Annotated in this window: 17 protein-coding genes, 2 tRNA genes and 1 pseudogene; 9 read left to right on the forward strand and 11 right to left on the reverse strand. The window is 51.9% G+C overall.

Features of this window, described 5'->3' with window-relative positions; genetic code table 11:
* Positions 1-81 precede the first annotated feature (81 nt).
* Positions 82-540 (reverse strand): xanthine phosphoribosyltransferase, encoded by a 459-nt coding sequence (gene gpt / locus OGX93_RS08340; RefSeq protein WP_006685917.1) that lies wholly within the window; start codon positions 538-540, stop codon positions 82-84.
* Positions 541-797: 257 nt separating this feature from the next.
* Here gpt and pepD point away from each other — a divergent pair, with 257 nt between their 5' ends.
* Together pepD and OGX93_RS22335 are read left to right on the forward strand one after the other, a co-directional pair.
* A complete protein-coding gene (gene pepD / locus OGX93_RS08345; RefSeq protein ID WP_275147868.1) occupies positions 798-2,255 on the forward strand; it encodes a cytosol nonspecific dipeptidase in 1,458 nt (485 codons plus the stop codon).
* 13 nt (positions 2,256-2,268) lie between these two features.
* Positions 2,269-2,418, forward strand: a pseudogene (locus OGX93_RS22335) (hypothetical protein); the annotation flags it as partial.
* On the opposite strand, the gene dinB reads toward OGX93_RS22335, so the two are convergent.
* On the reverse strand, positions 2,374-3,429 hold the full coding sequence (gene dinB / locus OGX93_RS08350) for a DNA polymerase IV (protein ID WP_200075562.1): 1,056 nt from the start codon (positions 3,427-3,429) through the stop codon (positions 2,374-2,376). The pseudogene OGX93_RS22335 and the gene dinB sit on opposite strands and share 45 nt — an antisense overlap.
* Positions 3,430-3,700: 271 nt before the next feature.
* Here dinB and dpaA point away from each other — a divergent pair, with 271 nt between their 5' ends.
* Positions 3,701-4,441 carry a peptidoglycan meso-diaminopimelic acid protein amidase gene (dpaA, locus tag OGX93_RS08355; RefSeq protein ID WP_012133778.1) on the forward strand — a complete coding sequence of 247 codons (741 nt, stop codon included), beginning with the start codon at positions 3,701-3,703 and terminating at the stop codon, positions 4,439-4,441.
* Here dpaA and OGX93_RS08360 read toward each other — a convergent pair.
* Positions 4,412-5,179 carry a class II glutamine amidotransferase gene (locus tag OGX93_RS08360; RefSeq protein WP_012133779.1) on the reverse strand — a complete coding sequence of 256 codons (768 nt, stop codon included), beginning with the start codon at positions 5,177-5,179 and terminating at the stop codon, positions 4,412-4,414. The two genes, dpaA and OGX93_RS08360, sit on opposite strands and share 30 nt — an antisense overlap.
* Before the next feature lie 130 nt (positions 5,180-5,309).
* Positions 5,310-5,888, reverse strand: coding sequence for a D-sedoheptulose 7-phosphate isomerase (lpcA, locus tag OGX93_RS08365; protein WP_024130646.1), 579 nt, complete (start codon positions 5,886-5,888; stop codon positions 5,310-5,312).
* A gap of 238 nt (positions 5,889-6,126) precedes the next feature.
* On the opposite strand from lpcA, the gene fadE reads away from it, so the two are divergent.
* The gene (fadE, locus tag OGX93_RS08370; RefSeq protein WP_286449346.1) at positions 6,127-8,574 is read left to right on the forward strand and encodes an acyl-CoA dehydrogenase FadE; all 2,448 of its coding nucleotides are present in this window, start codon (positions 6,127-6,129) and stop codon (positions 8,572-8,574) included.
* A gap of 107 nt (positions 8,575-8,681) precedes the next feature.
* The gene (locus OGX93_RS08375) at positions 8,682-9,452 is read left to right on the forward strand and encodes an amidohydrolase (protein WP_047458766.1); all 771 of its coding nucleotides are present in this window, start codon (positions 8,682-8,684) and stop codon (positions 9,450-9,452) included.
* 116 nt (positions 9,453-9,568) lie between these two features.
* Here the strand turns inward: OGX93_RS08375 and OGX93_RS08380 are convergent.
* Both OGX93_RS08380 and dnaQ read right to left on the reverse strand, forming a co-directional pair.
* Positions 9,569-9,645 (reverse strand) — tRNA-Asp (locus OGX93_RS08380).
* A 133-nt stretch (positions 9,646-9,778) separates the two neighbouring features.
* Positions 9,779-10,510 (reverse strand): DNA polymerase III subunit epsilon, encoded by a 732-nt coding sequence (dnaQ, locus tag OGX93_RS08385; RefSeq protein WP_286449344.1) that lies wholly within the window; start codon positions 10,508-10,510, stop codon positions 9,779-9,781.
* A gap of 64 nt (positions 10,511-10,574) precedes the next feature.
* Between dnaQ and rnhA the strand changes: the two genes are divergently transcribed.
* Positions 10,575-11,042 (forward strand): ribonuclease HI, encoded by a 468-nt coding sequence (gene rnhA / locus OGX93_RS08390; RefSeq protein ID WP_012133784.1) that lies wholly within the window; start codon positions 10,575-10,577, stop codon positions 11,040-11,042.
* Here rnhA and OGX93_RS08395 read toward each other — a convergent pair.
* Positions 11,039-11,761, reverse strand: coding sequence for a class I SAM-dependent methyltransferase (locus OGX93_RS08395; protein ID WP_200053467.1), 723 nt, complete (start codon positions 11,759-11,761; stop codon positions 11,039-11,041). The two genes, rnhA and OGX93_RS08395, sit on opposite strands and share 4 nt — an antisense overlap.
* A 33-nt stretch (positions 11,762-11,794) precedes the next feature.
* On the opposite strand from OGX93_RS08395, the gene gloB reads away from it, so the two are divergent.
* Both gloB and mltD read left to right on the forward strand, forming a co-directional pair.
* Positions 11,795-12,550: a hydroxyacylglutathione hydrolase gene (gene gloB, locus OGX93_RS08400; protein ID WP_012133786.1), complete on the forward strand. Its 756-nt coding sequence runs from the start codon at positions 11,795-11,797 to the stop codon at positions 12,548-12,550.
* Between the two features lie 71 nt (positions 12,551-12,621).
* Entirely contained in the window at positions 12,622-13,989 is a 1,368-nt protein-coding gene (mltD, locus tag OGX93_RS08405; RefSeq protein ID WP_047458772.1) for a murein transglycosylase D, read from the forward strand.
* Positions 13,990-14,037: 48 nt separating this feature from the next.
* Here the strand turns inward: mltD and OGX93_RS08410 are convergent, their stop codons facing one another.
* Both OGX93_RS08410 and OGX93_RS08415 read right to left on the reverse strand, forming a co-directional pair.
* A complete protein-coding gene (locus tag OGX93_RS08410; RefSeq protein ID WP_071260099.1) occupies positions 14,038-14,808 on the reverse strand; it encodes a class I SAM-dependent methyltransferase in 771 nt (256 codons plus the stop codon).
* Positions 14,809-14,884: 76 nt separating this feature from the next.
* Complete coding sequence (locus tag OGX93_RS08415; protein ID WP_024130650.1) at positions 14,885-15,685, reverse strand: endonuclease/exonuclease/phosphatase family protein; 801 nt, start codon at positions 15,683-15,685, stop codon at positions 14,885-14,887.
* A gap of 299 nt (positions 15,686-15,984) precedes the next feature.
* Here OGX93_RS08415 and yafC point away from each other — a divergent pair, with 299 nt between their 5' ends.
* The gene (gene yafC / locus OGX93_RS08420) at positions 15,985-16,899 is read left to right on the forward strand and encodes a DNA-binding transcriptional regulator YafC (protein WP_012133790.1); all 915 of its coding nucleotides are present in this window, start codon (positions 15,985-15,987) and stop codon (positions 16,897-16,899) included.
* Between the two features lie 24 nt (positions 16,900-16,923).
* On the opposite strand, the gene dkgB is transcribed toward yafC, so the two are convergent.
* Both dkgB and OGX93_RS08430 read right to left on the reverse strand, forming a co-directional pair.
* Entirely contained in the window at positions 16,924-17,727 is an 804-nt protein-coding gene (gene dkgB, locus OGX93_RS08425; protein WP_071260102.1) for a 2,5-didehydrogluconate reductase DkgB, read from the reverse strand.
* A gap of 163 nt (positions 17,728-17,890) precedes the next feature.
* A tRNA-Asp gene (locus OGX93_RS08430) sits at positions 17,891-17,967 on the reverse strand.
* Positions 17,968-17,969: the final 2 nt, after the last annotated feature.

Consider the following 17,969-nt stretch of genomic DNA (forward strand, 5'->3'; position numbering starts at 1 on the left):
TACTTACTGAGGCCTATTGTAACGTGTGTACGGCTAAAAAAAACAACGCCCGGCATTGCCAGGCGTTGAAAATTTCAGTGATTAGCGACCAGAGATTGGCGGGACGAATACCACGCCCATATCCCACGGCTGCTCAATCCAGGTGTCCTGCGGGATATCAATCACATAATCATCCACCAGCGGGCGGCCAGCCGGTTTAGCGAAGATAGTGACGAAATGAGCTTTAGGGTACATTTCGCGGATAGCAACAGCAGTACCGCCGGTATCGACCAGATCGTCGATCACGATGAAACCTTCACCATCGCCTTCCGCACGTTTCAGCACTTTCAGTTCGCGCTGGTTGTCGTGGTCGTAGCTGGAGATGCAAACGGTATCGACATGGCGAATACCCAACTCACGCGCCAGCAATGCGCCCGGTACCAGACCACCACGGCTGACGGCAATAATGCCTTTCCATTGTTCAGAAGGCATCAGGCGGCTTGCCAGTTTGCGTGCGTGAATCTGCAACATGTCCCAGGTGACGACGTATTTTTCGCTCATGTGAAGTGTCCCAGCCTGTTTATCTACGGCTTAAAAATTGAGGGTGAACCAGGTTGCGCGAGATTATAGAGACCTGACGCGCTAAAAACCAGTGTTTCGCGGAATCCAGCCCTCTTTTTACGTGCTTTATACTACCCGAAGACCAGGAAAGTGGTATTCTCAATCGCATCTCGCAAGCCCGACTTGTGGTGACAATCAATCTGCTAACCCTGTGGCCTGCAAGAAAGTTTTGCAGGACATCGTCAAGGAGACTTATCGTGTCTGAACTGTCTCAATTATCTCCACAACCGCTGTGGGATATTTTTGCAAAAATCTGTTCTATTCCTCATCCGTCCTACCATGAAGAGCAGCTCGCTGAACACATTATGGGCTGGGCCAAAGAGAAAGGTTTCCACGCTGAGCGCGATCGGGTCGGTAATATCCTGATTCGTAAGCCTGCCACCGCAGGTATGGAAAACCGCAAACCAGTGGTTTTGCAGGCGCACCTGGATATGGTTCCGCAGAAAAACAACGACACCGTACACGACTTCACCAAAGATCCGATCCAGCCTTATATTGATGGCGAGTGGGTAAAAGCCCGCGGCACCACGCTGGGCGCGGATAACGGCATTGGTATGGCTTCCGCGCTGGCCGTTCTGGCTGACGACAACGTCGCACACGGCCCGCTGGAAGTGCTGCTGACCATGACGGAAGAAGCCGGTATGGACGGCGCATTCGGCCTTCAGCCAGGCTGGCTACAGGCCGATATTCTGATCAATACCGACTCCGAAGAAGAAGGTGAGATCTACATGGGCTGTGCAGGCGGTATCGATTTTACCTCTAACCTGCCGCTGTCCCGTGAAGCCATTCCGGCGGGCTTCCAGAGCTTTAAACTGACGCTGAAAGGCCTGAAAGGCGGCCACTCCGGCGGCGAAATCCACGTCGGTCTCGGCAATGCCAACAAGCTGCTGGTGCGCTTCCTGGCGGATCATGCTGAAGAACTGGGTATGCGTCTGGTTGATTTCAACGGCGGTACGCTGCGTAACGCTATCCCGCGTGAAGCCTTCGCCACCGTTGCTGTAGCGGCAGATAACGTCGATGCGCTGAAAACACGGGTGAACGCTTATCAGGAGATCCTGAAAAACGAGCTGGCAGAGAAAGAGAAGAATCTGGTGGTTCTGCTGGAAGCAGCCGCTAACGACAAAGCGGCGCTGACTGCCTCGTCCCGCGATGGCTTTATCCGTCTGCTGAACGCCACGCCAAACGGCGTGATTCGCAATTCCGACGTAGCGAAAGGCGTGGTTGAGACGTCCCTGAACGTGGGCGTTGTGACCATGACCGACAACAACGTGGAAATCCACTGCCTGATCCGCTCGCTGATCGACAGCGGTAAAGACTACGTGGTGAGCATGCTGGATTCACTGGGTAAACTGGCCGGCGCGAAAACCGAAGCAAAAGGCGGCTATCCGGGCTGGCAGCCAGATGCGAACTCGCCGGTAATGCACCTGGTGCGTGAAACTTACCAGCGTCTGTTCAATAAGACGCCGAACATCCAGATTATTCACGCGGGTCTGGAATGCGGTCTGTTCAAAAAACCGTACCCGGATATGGACATGGTCTCTATCGGGCCAACCATTACCGGCCCGCACTCTCCAGATGAGCAGGTTCATATCGAAAGCGTCGGTCACTACTGGCGGCTTCTGACTGAACTGCTGAAGTCTATTCCGGCGAAGTAAAATTCTGCGCTAAATGCCGGATGGCGCTGCGCTTATCCGGCCTACAACTAACCCGGCCTACACGCTGATTTGTAGGCCGGATAAGGCGTTTACGCCGCCATCCGGCAATACATCAAAGTCACAGCCCCAGCAGAAGCTGTCTTTCCAGTTGCGGATCCAGTAGCGTAACGTGTAACCCTACCAGCCGCACGCCCCGCCCTCCCCGCCGCTCATTCCAGGTTTTACGCGCCGTCGTGATTAAATCGTCCTTGCTTAAACGCGGCCAGACGTGCTCCTGAGTGGTCAGCTGGAAATCGTTAAATTTTAATTTAACCCCCTGACGGGCGATGAGCAGGTCAGGCTTCACTTTTGCCAGCCGCCTTTCCAGCTCTGGATATAACCGCTCAATGATCGCCTCGCATTTCGCCCATTCGTGAATATCCTCCGCCAGCGTGCGTTCAACGCCTATCGATTTACGCAGTCTTTCATTGTTCACATCCCGCTCATCAATCCCCTGGCTACGCTCCCATAACACGCGGCCAAACTTACCAAAGCGCTTGAGTAACATCGCCAGATCGTACTTTTGCACGTCTTCACAGGTACGCAGCCCCATCGTTTCCAGCCTGGCCGCAGACACTTTACCCACTCCCGGAATTTTCCCCAGCGGTAAGGTTTTGAGAAACTCAGGAACATCGGCGGGGGTAATCACATATTGCCCATTCGGTTTATTAAGGTCAGAAGCAATTTTTGCCAGAAACTTAACCGGAGCAATACCTGCTGATGCGGTGAGCTGGAGTTCGTTAAAAATCGTCTGACGGATTTCCTGAGCGATAAGCGTGGCGGAGCCGTGGCAATAAGTGCTGTCGGTAACGTCCAGATAGGCTTCATCCAGCGAAAGCGGCTCTATACGCGAGGTATAACGAGAGAAGATTTCACGGATATGCTGCGACGCTTCTTTATATGCCTCAAACCGCCCCGGCAATAGCGTGAGGTGCGGGCAAAGCTTAAGCGCCATACCGGTCGGCATCGCGCTGCGCACGCCAAATTTGCGGGCGGGATAATTTGCCGTACTGATAACGCCCCTGCGCTCGCGGCTGCCGCCGATAGCAATGGGAATATCACGCAGGGCCGGGTTATCGCGCATTTCAACCGCCGCGTAAAAACAGTCCATATCAACATGTATGATTTTGCGCATGGCTCACCTCCGCAATACTGTTTAAGCATACAGTATATTTTGTATTGTGAGAAGCGAGTGGAAATTAAGCCGCGGCAGAATGCGCCGGGTTCTGACTGCCTTGACGGCTAAATTTCAGTATAAAGAGAAACTAAATTGTAAACGCATCGCCTGGGGCTTGCGAAAAACTGCCGTGGTGATAATGTGAGCGCACCAAATACGGATTAGTCTGATTTGGGGACTCTGTTTGCCGTTCTGGCGTGTGTAACCGTTTTATCAAGGAATAAGCAGTATGCGTAAAATCGCATTTTTTCTTGCGATGCTTCTGATCCCGTGCGTCTCATTTGCCGGTTTGCTAAGCAGTAGCAGCCCAACCACGCCAGTCAGTAAAGAATATAAGCAGCAGTTGATGGGGTCGCCTGTCTATATTCAGATCTTTAAAGAAGAGCGTACGCTCGATCTGTACGTCAAGATGGGTGAGCAATATCAATTGCTCGACAGCTACAAAATTTGCAACTATTCCGGTGGCTTAGGCCCCAAACAGCGCCAGGGTGACTTTAAAAGCCCGGAAGGTTTTTACAGCGTCCAGCGTAATCAGCTCAAACCGGACAGCCGTTTCTATAAGGCCATTAATATCGGTTTTCCGAACGCCTATGACCGCGCACACGGTTATGAAGGTAAGTATCTGATGATCCACGGCGCCTGCGTCTCCGTCGGTTGCTATGCCATGACCGACAGCGGCATTGATGAGATTTTCCAGTTTGTAACCGGCGCCCTGGTATTCGGGCAATCCAGCGTACAGGTGAGCATCTATCCCTTCCGCATGACCGATGCAAATATGCAGCGCCATAAGTATTCGTATTACAAAGATTTCTGGACGCAGCTAAAACCGGGCTACGACTACTTTGAGCAAACCCGTAAGCCACCAACGGTTTCCGTTGTCGATGGCCGTTACGTGGTCAGCAAACCGTTGAGCCATGAAGTGGTTCAGCCACAGCTGGCGTCAAACTATACGCTCCCCGAGACAAAATAATCGCCATTCGCCTGGCATAATCTTTTGCCAGGTTTCATTTCCTGTCAGCGGCTGCGTTGCAATCACGGTAACCACATCATTCGGTGTGGTTTGTGAACTGAAGTCGATTTCCACATCCTGATCCAACAGCGTGGCGACGCCAAACGGCGCGCGGCGGGTGATCCAGAATAAATTGGTCGAGCAATAGGCCATGACATAGCGCCCGTCTGACAGCAGCATGTTGAAGACGCCTTTCTTACGGAGTTCTTCTGCCAGCGTCGCAATATATTTAAATACCGCCATCATATTGCCCGGCGTGCGCGGATAACGCTGCGTCAGCTTATGCAGCAGCCAGCAGAACGCTTTTTCGCTGTCCGTCTCACCAACCGGGCGAAAATTACCGGTTTCAAGCGATTTGTAGCCGTTGAGCTGCCCGTTATGCGCATACGTCCAGTTACGCCCCCAAAGCTCACGGGTAAACGGATGCGTATTTTCCAGCGCCACTTCCCCACGATTCGCCTGGCGAATATGGGCGACGACGGAACAGGATTTGATGGGATAGTCTTGCACCAGTCTGGCGATGGGCGAATTAAAACTGGGTTGCGGATCTTTAAACGTGCGACACCCTTTACCTTCATAAAACGTAATGCCCCAGCCGTCTTTATGCGGCCCGGTTCCTCCACCACGCTGAACCAGCCCGGTGAAACTAAAGCAAATATCGGTTGGCACATTGGCGCTCATCCCGAGCAGTTCGCACATACATCACCTACCTTAAAACGCTGAACCGCCTGATGGCGCTGCGCTTATCAGGCCTGGACAAATCAAATGTAGGCCGGATAAGACGCTTTAACGTCGTCATCCGGCAAAAACACAGTAAAGAATTATCCGCTTACTTAACCATCTCTTTTTCGATCAATTGGATCAGGATATGAATCACTTTGATATGGATTTCCTGAATACGATCAGCATAACCGAAATGCGGCACGCGAATTTCAATATCCGCCGTCCCTGCCATTTTACCGCCGTCTTTCCCGGTCAGGGTGATGACTTTCATTCCCTTCTCGCGTGCTGCGGCAATCGCTTTAATCACGTTACCAGAGTTGCCCGAAGTTGAAATCCCTAACAACACATCCCCTTCACGGCCAACCGCTTCAACGTAGCGAGAGAAAACATAGTCGTAACCAAAATCATTACTGACACAGGAGATATGGCTGACGTCAGAAATAGCGATCGCCGGGTAGCCTGGACGGTTTTCGCGGTAGCGACCGGTCAGCTCTTCGGCAAAATGCATCGCGTCGCAATGAGAGCCGCCGTTACCGCAGGAAAGTACCTTGCCACCCGCTTTAAAACTGTCTGCCAGCAGGACCGCCGCGCGCTGAATAGCGTGAATATTGGCTTCATCTTTTAAAAAATTGGCCAGCGTTTCCGCCGCTTCGTTCAGTTCGTTACGAATAAGATCCTGGTACATGAGGATATCCTTCAGCATGAATGTAATTGACAGATGCAGTGTACCGGATAGCGCAGAAAGCGAGAAGCACAAGCCACAGGAATGCCGCTGGCTTTTGATTTTTTGTGCCGGTGAAAACGGCAACAATGTGAGCTTCGTTGTAATTATTTTGTAAACATATTGCTAAAAGAAATGACATCCACTACAACCATATCATCACAAGTGGTCAGACCTCCTACAAGCAAGGGAGCTTTTCGTTATGATGATTTTGAGTATTCTCGCAACGGTTGTTCTGCTCGGCGCGCTGTTTTATCACCGCGTGAGCTTATTCCTCAGCAGCCTGATTTTACTCGCATGGACAGCCGCGCTGGGCGTTGCTGGCCTGTGGTCTATCTGGGTGCTGGTTCCTCTGGCCATTATCCTCGTACCGTTTAACGTTACGCCGATGCGTAAGTCGATGATCTCTGCACCAGCGTTTCGTAGCTTCCGTAAAGTGATGCCGCCGATGTCGCGCACGGAGAAAGAGGCCATTGATGCCGGTACAACATGGTGGGAAGGCGATCTCTTCCAGGGCAAACCTGACTGGAAAAAATTGCACAACTATCCGCAACCGCATCTGACTGCTGAAGAACAGGCGTTCCTGGATGGCCCGGTAGAAGAAGCCTGCCGTATGGCGAATGATTTCCAGATCACGCACGAATTAGCCGATCTGCCGCCGGAGTTGTGGGACTACCTGAAAGAGCATCGCTTCTTCGCGATGATCATCAAGAAAGAGTATGGCGGCCTGGAGTTTTCGGCGTATGCGCAGTCTCGCGTGCTGCAAAAACTCTCTGGCGTTTCCGGGATTCTGGCGATTACCGTGGGCGTGCCTAACTCATTAGGCCCAGGCGAACTGCTGCAACACTACGGTACTGAAGAGCAGAAAAACCATTACCTGCCGCGTCTGGCGCGTGGTCAGGAGATCCCTTGCTTCGCGCTGACCAGCCCGGAAGCGGGCTCCGATGCGGGCGCAATTCCTGATACCGGCGTCGTCTGCATGGGCGAATGGCAGGGCCAGCAGGTACTGGGTATGCGCCTGACCTGGAACAAACGTTACATTACGCTGGCCCCTATCGCGACCGTGCTGGGCCTGGCCTTTAAACTCTCTGACCCGGAAAAACTGCTGGGTGGTGAAGAAGAATTGGGTATCACCTGTGCGCTGATCCCGACCTCAACGCCTGGCGTCGAAATTGGTCGCCGTCACTTTCCGCTGAACGTACCATTCCAGAACGGGCCTACGCACGGCAAAGATATCTTTGTGCCGATCGACTACATCATTGGCGGGCCGAAGATGGCAGGCCAGGGCTGGCGTATGCTGGTGGAATGCCTGTCGGTAGGCCGTGGTATCACGCTGCCGTCCAACTCGACCGGCGGGGTTAAATCCGTCGCGCTGGCAACCGGGGCATATGCCCATATTCGTCGCCAGTTCAAAATCTCTATCGGCAAGATGGAAGGTATTGAAGAGGCGCTGGCGCGCATTGCCGGTAACGCCTACGTAATGGACGCCGCAGCGTCGCTGATTACCTACGGCATTATGCTGGGTGAAAAACCGGCGGTGCTATCAGCTATCGTCAAGTACCACTGTACCCATCGCGGCCAGCAGTCCATCATCGACGCAATGGACATTACCGGTGGTAAAGGCATTATGCTTGGCGAAAGCAACTTCCTGGCGCGTTCTTACCAGGGGGCGCCTATCGCCATCACCGTTGAAGGTGCGAATATCCTGACCCGCAGCATGATGATCTTCGGTCAGGGGGCGATTCGCTGCCATCCGTATGTTCTGGAAGAGATGGCCGCCGCGCAAAGCAACGATGTGAATGCGTTCGACAATCTGCTGTTTAAACATATCGGCCATGTCGGTAGCAACAAAGTACGCAGCTTCTGGCTCGGTCTGACCCGCGGCCTGACCAGCTACACCCCGACCAGCGACGCAACGAAACGTTATTACCAGCACCTTAACCGACTGAGCGCCAACCTGGCCCTGCTGTCTGATGTCTCAATGGCGGTGTTGGGCGGTAGCCTGAAACGTCGTGAACGTATCTCCGCACGCCTGGGCGATATTTTAAGCCAGCTGTATCTGGCCTCCGCCGTGCTGAAACGCTATGACGATGAAGGCCGTAACGAAGCCGATCTGCCGCTGGTGCACTGGGGCGTACAGGATGCGTTGTATCAGGCGGAGCAAGCGATGGATGAACTGCTGCAAAACTTCCCGAACCGTTTTGTTGCGGGTCTGCTGAACGTGGTGATCTTCCCAACCGGTCGTCACTACCTTGCCCCTTCCGACAAGCTGGATCATAAGGTCGCGCAGATTCTACAAGTACCGAGCGCAACCCGTTCACGTATCGGTCGCGGTCAATACCTGACGCCGAGCGAGCATAACCCGGTCGGCTTGCTGGAAGAAGCGCTGCTGGACGTGATAGAGGCAGATCCTATCCACCAGCGTATCTGCAAAGAGCTGGGTAAAAATCTGCCGTTTACCCGTCTGGATGAACTGGCGCATAACGCGCTGGCAAAAGGGCTGATTGATAACGATGAAGCCGCCATTCTGGTGAAAGCGGAAGAAAGCCGTCTGCGCAGCATTAACGTTGATGATTTTGATGCCGACGCGCTGGCGACTCAGCCGGTAAAGTTGCCAGAGAAGCAAGTGCGTAAAGTCGAAGCCGCTTAATCCTCTCCGCCCCTGAAAGCCCCGCTTCTGCGGGGCTTTTTATTGCCACATTTTCGTTGATGCTCATGCTACAGTGTAAAAATGCTGTTCAACGAGGAGCCCCGATCGTGCCTGGTTTGAAAATTACCCTGTTGCAACAACCGCTGGTCTGGATGGACGGTCCGGCCAATTTACGTCATTTTGACAGACTGCTGGAAACCATTACCGGACGTGACGTCATTGTTTTACCTGAAATGTTTACCACCGGTTTTGCGATGGAAGCCGCACTTCAGTCACTCCCGCAAGAAGATGCGATCGACTGGATGCAGGCCAAAGCACAACAGACTGATGCCCTGATTGCGGGCAGCGCTGCGTTGCAAACCGAACGTGGCCCGGTAAACCGTTTTTTACTGGTTGAACCTGACGGCAACGTTCATTGCTATGATAAACGCCATCTGTTCCGCATGGCGGATGAACATCATCATTACCAGGCGGGCGATAAACGTGTTGTCGTTGAATGGCGCGGCTGGCGTATTCTGCCGTTAGTGTGTTATGACCTGCGTTTTCCGGTATGGTCCCGCAATCTTAATGATTATGACCTGGCGCTGTATGTAGCAAACTGGCCTGCTCCACGTTCGCTACACTGGCAGGCGCTGCTCACCGCACGCGCGATTGAAAACCAAGCCTATGTAGCAGGCTGCAACCGTGTTGGCACTGATGGCAACGGGCACCATTACCGTGGGGACAGCCGGGTGATTAACCCGCAAGGAGAGATTATCGCCACCGCCGAACCACATCAGGCGACACGTATTGATGCAGACCTGTCGCTCACGGCGTTACGGGAATACCGCGAGAAATTTCCGGCATGGCAGGACGCCGACCCATTCACGTTACGCTGATGATTGTTCATCCTTCTTTGCAACGATTCTGGCATTTCTACAGAGAAGGATAATTTTTGTTGAAGGCTAAAAACGACGAAAGCCTGAATCATTTCTGATTCAGGCTTTCTGAATAGTGGCGGAACGGACGGGACTCGAACCCGCGACCCCCTGCGTGACAGGCAGGTATTCTAACCAACTGAACTACCGCTCCGCGTTGTGTTCCTCTTGGGAACGAAGCGCATATTACGGATTGCCTCGCACCTCGTCAACGGTTTTTCTCACGTTTTGAATCGTTTGCTGTAAAAATCACCCGGACGGCTATTTTTACGTCGTAAAACCCCGAATTACGCCCGCCAGAGGCAACTTCCGCCTTTCTTCTGCACCAGGTCGAGACGCGACTCATGCGCCATCAGCTCTTCATCAGTCGCTAAAACAACGCGTAACTTGCTGGCCTGGCGGACAATACGCTGGATTGTCGCTTCACCCTGCTGTTGCTGCGTTTCCCCTTCCATTGAGAAGGCCATCGACGTTTGCCCGCCGGTCATCGCCAGATAGACATCGGCCAGAATCTGGGCATCGAGCAATGCGCCGTGCAGCGTACGTTTGCTGTTATCTATCTCATAGCGTGAACAAAGCGCATCAAGGCTGTTACGCTTGCCGGGGAACATCCTCCTCGCCAGCGCCAGGCTATCGGTGATTTTGCAGAACTCGCTTGTTTTCGGAATACCACGACTGAGCTTGGCGAACTCATAATCCATAAAGCCGATATCAAACGATGCGTTATGGATCACCAGTTCCGCGCCACGGATATACTCCAGGAAGTCGTCAACCACATCGGCAAAAACGGGTTTATCGAGCAGAAATTCATCCGCAATACCGTGTACGCCGAACGCATCCGGGTCCACCAGTCGGTCCGGTTTTAGATAGACGTGGAAGTTATTGCCGGTAAGGCGGCGGTTCACGACCTCGACCGCACCGATCTCAATGATCTTATGGCCTTCGTAGTGGGCGCCGATCTGGTTCATACCGGTGGTTTCGGTATCGAGGACGATCTGTCGTGTAATTGCAGTGCTCATAGCGGTCATTTATGTCAGACTTGTCGTTTTACGATCGATTTCAATTACAGGAAGTCTACCAGAGATGCTTAAACAGGTAGAAATTTTCACCGATGGCTCTTGCCTGGGAAATCCAGGTCCAGGTGGTTATGGCGCTATTTTACGCTATCGCGGCCATGAAAAAACCTTTAGTGAAGGATATAGCCTCACAACTAACAATCGCATGGAGCTTATGGCGGCCATCGTCGCGCTGGAAGCGTTAAAAGAACATTGTGAAGTCACATTAAGCACGGACAGCCAGTATGTCCGTCAGGGAATTACGCAATGGATCCACAACTGGAAAAAGCGCGGCTGGAAAACAGCAGAGAAAAAGCCGGTAAAGAATGTCGATCTCTGGAAGCGCCTTGATGCCGCGCTGGGCCAACATCAAATCAAATGGGAATGGGTAAAAGGCCATGCCGGCCATCCTGAAAACGAACGTTGCGATGAGCTGGCGCGTGCGGCAGCGATGAATCCTACGCAGGAAGACGTTGGCTATCAGGCAGAGGCTTAAACGTCTGGCTTACGGTATTGCCGGGTCGCGCCCACGGCCTGGCGAATCCGCGCTTTGCTTTTATTTTGTTTCATCGGGTTAAGCGTAAGCGGGATGGTTCGCTTACGCGCCACAATCAGTTGCAGGCAGCCCAACGCCGGAATATGCGTGCTCAGCAGCTTTCCCCCTTGCTTTGACCAGGGTAAAACATGAAAACGGCTGTAGTGCAGCACTTCAAAATTCAATAACGAGAGCCAGTCCAGTTGGCGCATCAGCGTAAACATCCGGCTGTTATAAGGTGAAGATTTACGCAAGACGGGCACCAGCTTACGCAGGCCCATCAGGCTAATCGGGTTAAAACCACTCAAAACCAGCCAGCCATCATCAATTAACACCCGATCGGCTTCACGCAGTAACCGATGTGGGTCGACGCACCACGGTAGCGTATGCGCCAACAGACAAACATCAACAGACTTATCGGCAAAGGGAAGATGTAAGGGATCGGCCTGAACCTGGACGGGCGCGCCTTGCAGGGAAATATTGACTTGATGAGAAACGGCGCACGCTTCAGAGTTGATTTCTGCGCTTAAATTACCAATTTTAAGCAAATGAAAACCATACATTTTGGCGAACCACGGGTTAAGCTGATGCTCCAGCGCCTCACGATAGTATTCACCCCAGGGCAAATCGCCCCAGCGATGGGGAGCTATGACTGTTTGAGGGATCCTTGCCGGTTTCATCACAACCTTCCGCTACGCACTAAGAGGTAATTTATGAATCTTAACAGTATTCCCGCATTTCAGGACAATTACATCTGGGTTCTGAGTAATAATGAAGGACGTTGTCTGATCGTTGATCCTGGCGAAGCGGCTCCCGTGCTAAATGCCATCAAAGAGAAGAACTGGCAGCCGGAAGCGATTTTCCTCACTCACCATCACCACGACCATGTTGGCGGCGTGAAAGAACTTCTTCAACATTTTCCGCACGTAGTGGTTTACGGACCGGCAGAAACACAAGATAAGGGAACCACGCGCGTAGTCAAAGATGGCGATAGCGCCCTCGTTTTAGGGCATGAATTTAGTATATTTGCCACACCGGGTCACACTTTAGGACATATCTGTTACTTTAGCCATCCTTACCTTTTCTGCGGCGACACCCTTTTCTCTGGAGGCTGTGGACGCCTGTTTGAAGGTACAGCCTCACAGATGTATCAATCACTTAAAAAAATCAGCGCCCTTCCTGACGATACACTGATTTGTTGCGCACATGAGTATACTTTAGCAAACATGAAGTTTGCATTGAGCATCCTACCGCACGATTCGTTCATAAATGAATATTATCGTAAAGTTAATGAGTTACGCGCAAAAAACCAAATTACACTCCCCGTAATTCTGAAAAATGAGCGGAAAAATAATATTTTTTTGAGAACGGAAGATCCTGATTTAATTAATGAAATAAACAAAGAAACAAAGTTGCAACAACCTGAAGAGCGTTTTGCCTGGTTAAGGTCAAAGAAAGACAGCTTCTGACAATTCCTACTTGTCATTGGCGAACTTCGCCGTTATGATCGGTCGTCTTTTAAGCAACTATTGACACACACATGAAGGCAAAAGCGATATTACTCGCCTCTGTCCTGCTTGTGGGGTGCCAGTCGTCTCAGAACACTGGCAACGTCCAACAGCACGCACAGAGCCTTTCTGCAGCTGGTCAAGGGGAAGCAGGAAAGTTTACGAGTCAGGCACGATGGATGGACGATGGGACGTCTCTCGCGCCGGATCAAGACTTGTGGGCTTTCATTGGCGACGAGCTAAAGATGGGAATTCCGGAGAACAACCGGATACGCGAACAGAAACAGAAGTATTTACGCAATAAGAGCTATCTCCACGATGTAACTTTACGGGCAGAGCCGTATATGTACTGGATAGCCGGGCAGGTTAAGAAACGTAACATGCCGATGGAACTGGTACTACTACCCATAGTGGAGAGCGCTTTTGACCCACACGCAACGTCTGGCGCCAATGCCGCAGGCATCTGGCAGATCATTCCGAGCACAGGGCGCAATTATGGTTTGAAACAGACCCGCAATTATGATGCGCGTCGTGACGTTGTGGCTTCCACAACGGCCGCGTTAGACATGATGCAGCGTCTGAATAAGATGTTTGATGGCGACTGGCTGTTGACCGTTGCAGCTTATAATAGCGGCGAAGGTCGCGTGATGAAGGCAATCAAAGCGAATAAGGCGCGTGGCAAAGCCACCGACTTCTGGTCGCTTTCGTTACCTCAGGAAACGAAGCTGTACGTGCCAAAAATGCTGGCATTGAGCGATATTCTCAAAAACAGCAAACGCTATGGCGTGCGTCTGCCAACCACAGACGAAAGCCGTGCGCTGGCGCGTGTTCGTTTGAGCAGCCCGGTTGAGATGGCGCAGGTTGCAGATATGGCGGGCATGTCCGTCACCAAGCTGAAGGCGTTTAATGCTGGCGTGAAAGGCTCTACGCTAGGCGTTAGCGGCCCACAGTACGTGATGGTGCCAAAGAAGCATGCAGAACAACTGCGTGAGTCTCTGGCTTCAGGCGAAATTGCTGCCGTACAGTCTACGCTGGTCGCAGACAATACGCCGCTGAACAGCCGTAGCTATAAAGTTCGCTCTGGCGATACGCTTTCCGGCATCGCGGCACGCCTTGGCGTGAGCACGAAAGATTTGCAGCAGTGGAATAGTCTGCGCGGATCTAACCTGAAAGTGGGCCAAAGTCTGACGATTGGCGCAGGCAGTAGCGCACAGCGTCTGGCCAACAACAGCGATAGCATTACCTATCGTGTGCGGAAAGGTGATTCGCTTTCGAGTATCGCCAAACGTCACGGGGTGAACATCAAAGATGTGATGCGCTGGAACAGCGATACAGCAAATCTGCAACCAGGCGATCAGCTAACGTTGTTTGTGAAGAACAGCAGCACACCTGACTCCTGATAGCATGACTCAGAAAAGGCACTGGTTTCCCCCCAGTGCCTTTTTTATTTATGCCGCTTTATGCGCCTCAACCATAATCGTATCGCTGGTAAACGAACCGTCCTCCTGCAAAGCGAAATACGCTTTTACCTCCGCGGATGCGCTCTTCTGATACAAACGAATAGCCTCAACCAGCGCCGCAGGCGTACGCATTCTCGCTACCCATGAACTGAACTCCAGTGGTAAGCGGTCCGTTAACAACGTATCGACAATCAGATTCGCATCATTCACCAGAGACAACCACTCACCGCTGGAGTAGTTACGTACATGAGAAGTGTCGCGTAACGCTTCTACAGTCTGTAACCAGATATCGCGCACCGGATGCCCAGGCGACATCACATCCATCATAATCAACACGCCACCCGCTTTCAGAACCCGGTTGACTTCACGCAGTGCCAGCCCAACATCATGCCAGTGATGTGCAGAATAGCGGCTAATCACAACATCAAAGGCGTGATCCTCAAACGGCAGATTTTCAGCATACCCCTGTCGGGTCGCGATATTTTCTAAACCTTTCTCTTTCGCCGCCTGTACGACGACCTCAAGCATCTGCGAAGACAAATCGTAAGCCACCACCTGCTTTACGTTCTGCGCAGCAATAAAACTGGCGTGCCCGGCGCCACATCCCATATCCAGTACGCTGGCATGCGGAAAAGAGGACAGCCGTTCCGCCAGTCGCTGTAAGTCACGACCAGAAGCATGAACGGTGCTGGTTAAATAGGCATTTGCCTGAGAGCCAAACTGCTTTTCGACGTTGTCATGGTGGGAGTGTGTTGTCATCGTGTTGTCCTTTGGTTGTTTGCAAAATAAAGGGCAGCACCACTTCAGGCCTGCCCCACGGCAGACCTGACACACCTTATTGTTCAGGTTTGCCGGGACTGAATTCAACGAGTAGCGGGTTATGATCGGACGCGCGCGTGACCAGTACGGAAGCCTCGCTAACGTTCAAACCTCGATAAAACACAAAATCAAGAGGACGGCCAAACGCCCGTCGGCGCTGATCGTCAGTAAAACGTACCTGGCGCAGGGACATCTCGCGCGCAAAGCGATACAGCGCATTCATTCGTGGTCGGCTCCAGGCATTGAAATCACCAGCCATAATCACCGGGCCGCTGTGATGCGCAATTTGATCGCCAATAGGAAGTAACTGCTTACTATACACATCCACCCCAAGACTGAAGTTAACGGCGTGAATGTTTACCACCATCAATAATCGCGTATCAGGCAAAGGATAAACGGTCACCAGCGCTGACTTCGCCAGACGTAAGATGGGCTCACGTTCGCGCAGCGGGCAACAGTAGACGGGATGAGCAGCAGAAAGCGTCATAACACCCGAAGGATGCTGAGGTAACACAAAAGCGGGAACCTGATCGGCGGCAAGATAGTTAGCGGTCGCAAACTGCACCAGTTCGGGCGTGGTTTGCGCTTCCTGTAATAAAACCAGGTGCGCATCTTTGCCAAAGTTTTTCAGCACCGATAACCATTCGGCCCGCTGCTGTTTAAAGATATTCCACACCAGAATCCGAATGCGGTCTTCACTGCTTAACGGCACTCCGGCGGGTAATGCCTGGCCAATACTCGCAAACGACCCAGGCGGTAAAATCCGCTCGGCGGGTTGTCCGGCAATATAGCGCATGGCATAAGTATTTTTTCGCACGTTTGACTTTAAAACCTCTGTAACGTCAACCAGCCCGGGCACGGACTGGTTATTCTGTTATAGGGATTTTAGCTCACACTTTCAACGAGCAGTTACATATTGTTTTGTAAGCAAGCGCTTACCTCCGTAAATTTAACCAGGAACAACGCGAACTGGCCTATCCAATCGATCACAGGTTAACGCCGTCAGAACAGGCTCTCCGGCCACCACACCTCACGCGCAGATTGAAACCAACAGCCCAGGGTGTTTTAATGAAAAAATAGCCAAAATATCAATGTAATTTTGCTTCAGGTGCAAAAATGAAAGCTACATCAGAAGAACTCGTGATATTTGTTGCCGTAGTCGAAAGCGGTAGCTTTAGCCGCGCTGCGGAGCAACTTGGACAGGCGAATTCTGCGGTCAGCCGGGCAGTCAAAAAGCTGGAAATGAAACTGGGCGTGAGTCTGCTTAATCGCACAACACGCCAGTTGAGTCTGACGGAAGAAGGCGAACGTTATTTTCGTCGCGTGCAGTCAATACTACAAGACATGGCCGCCGCTGAAACGGAGGTGATGGAAACGCGAAGTACTCCACGCGGCCTGTTGCGTATTGACGCCGCCACGCCGGTGATACTGCACTTTCTGATGCCGCTGGTTAAGCCTTTTCGCGAGCGTTATCCAGAAATGACGCTATCACTGGTTTCCTCAGAAACATTCATCAATCTGATTGAACGAAAGGTCGATGTCGCCATACGTGCCGGGACGCTGACCGATTCAAGCCTGCGCGCCCGCCCGCTCTTTACCAGTTATCGAAAGATTATCGCGTCGCCGGATTATATTGCCCGCTTTGGCAAACCCGAAACCATTGAAGAGTTAAAACAGCATCTATGTCTCGGATTCACTGAACCGGCTTCGCTCAATACATGGCCTGTAGCATGCAGCGACGGGCAACTCCATGAAATCAGCAGCGGTCTGTCGTCAAATAGCGGTGAGACGCTCAAGCAGCTTTGTCTGAGTGGTAACGGGATCGCCTGCCTGTCTGACTATATGATTGATAAAGAAATCGCGCGGGGAGAGCTTGTGGAGCTGATGGCCGATAAGCGCCTACCGGTAGAGATGCCTTTCAGTGCCGTTTATTACAGCGATCGTGCGGTCAGTACCCGCATTCGGGCATTTATCGATTTTCTCAGCGATCATGTAAAAACAGCCCCCGAAGGAGCTGTAAAAGAGGGTTAAGGATACAGAGAGAGTGTTAGCCGATCAGTCCCACTCTGGCGCCAGACCTTCCGGGCTGACAAGGCGATCGTTGCAGTCCAGTGCGGCAATCGCCTTTTTATCTTCGGCATCCAGATGCAGATCGAGCGCCAGCAGGTTGCTTGCCAGGTTTTCACGTTTAGTGGAAGAAGGAATTACGGAGTAGCCTTCTCCCATTGCCCATGCAAGGATCACCTGCGCCGAAGTCGCATTGTGCTTAGCGGCAATACGGGCAATCACTTCATCTTTCAGTGCCTTACCATAAGCCAACGTCATGTAAGAGGTGATGTGAATTCCATGCTGTTTTGCCCAATCCACGACCTTGCGGTTTTGCAGATACGGAGACAGTTCAATCTGGTTAGTCGCAATGTTTTCTGCGCCGACAGCGGCAATGGCTTTTTCCATCAACGGGATAGTAAAGTTAGAAATACCGATTTCGCGCGTCAGTCCCTGCTCTTTTGCTTCCAGCAGCGCCTGCATGAACTCTTCGACAGATACCGCATCGTTTGGTGACGGCCAGTGGATCAATGCCAGATCCACATAATCAGTGCGCAGTTTTTCCAGACTTTCTTTCAGACTCAGGATCAGCTTCTCTTTGCTGAGATTTTCAGTCCAAATCTTGGTGGTGATGTACAGCTCGCCACGCGGGATGCCACTTTCGGCAATCGCCTGACCAACAGCCGCTTCATTATCATAGATTTGTGCGGTATCAATTGCACGATAGCCCAGTTCCAGCGCTGTTTTGACCGATGCGATAACAACATCGTTTTTCAAGCGAAAAGTACCTAAACCAAATGCAGGGATTGTCATTGAGTTCCTCATTAATTGTTGTGTCGTTAACTGAGGAGGGATTATCGCGGTTGTTTTTATGCGGAAAAAGATCGTAGAACGCAGAGGATTTTTGCGAAATAAGCAATAATGGAACAGCAGACAAGAAAAAAGCCCTGAGCGTTAGCTCAGGGCTCTTAATAAGTGGCGGAACGGACGGGACTCGAACCCGCGACCCCCTGCGTGACAGGCAGGTATTCTAACCAACTGAACTACCGCTCCAC

It is taken from the genome of Citrobacter sp. CK195 (genome assembly GCF_030333365.1).
GTDB classification, from domain to species: domain Bacteria; phylum Pseudomonadota; class Gammaproteobacteria; order Enterobacterales; family Enterobacteriaceae; genus Citrobacter_B; species Citrobacter_B koseri.

Coding starts and splice junctions, on each gene's coding strand:
- gpt (WP_006685917.1), bottom strand. CDS start 540: ATGAGCGAAAAATACGTCGTCACCTGGGACATGTTGCAGATTCACGCA.
- dinB (WP_200075562.1), bottom strand. CDS start 3,429: ATGCGCAAAATCATACATGTTGATATGGACTGTTTTTACGCGGCGGTT.
- dpaA (WP_012133778.1), top strand. CDS start 3,701: ATGCGTAAAATCGCATTTTTTCTTGCGATGCTTCTGATCCCGTGCGTC.
- OGX93_RS08360 (WP_012133779.1), bottom strand. CDS start 5,179: ATGTGCGAACTGCTCGGGATGAGCGCCAATGTGCCAACCGATATTTGC.
- lpcA (WP_024130646.1), bottom strand. CDS start 5,888: ATGTACCAGGATCTTATTCGTAACGAACTGAACGAAGCGGCGGAAACG.
- fadE (WP_286449346.1), top strand. CDS start 6,127: ATGATGATTTTGAGTATTCTCGCAACGGTTGTTCTGCTCGGCGCGCTG.
- dnaQ (WP_286449344.1), bottom strand. CDS start 10,510: ATGAGCACTGCAATTACACGACAGATCGTCCTCGATACCGAAACCACC.
- rnhA (WP_012133784.1), top strand. CDS start 10,575: ATGCTTAAACAGGTAGAAATTTTCACCGATGGCTCTTGCCTGGGAAAT.
- OGX93_RS08395 (WP_200053467.1), bottom strand. CDS start 11,761: ATGAAACCGGCAAGGATCCCTCAAACAGTCATAGCTCCCCATCGCTGG.
- gloB (WP_012133786.1), top strand. CDS start 11,795: ATGAATCTTAACAGTATTCCCGCATTTCAGGACAATTACATCTGGGTT.
- mltD (WP_047458772.1), top strand. CDS start 12,622: ATGAAGGCAAAAGCGATATTACTCGCCTCTGTCCTGCTTGTGGGGTGC.
- OGX93_RS08410 (WP_071260099.1), bottom strand. CDS start 14,808: ATGACAACACACTCCCACCATGACAACGTCGAAAAGCAGTTTGGCTCT.
- yafC (WP_012133790.1), top strand. CDS start 15,985: ATGAAAGCTACATCAGAAGAACTCGTGATATTTGTTGCCGTAGTCGAA.
- dkgB (WP_071260102.1), bottom strand. CDS start 17,727: ATGACAATCCCTGCATTTGGTTTAGGTACTTTTCGCTTGAAAAACGAT.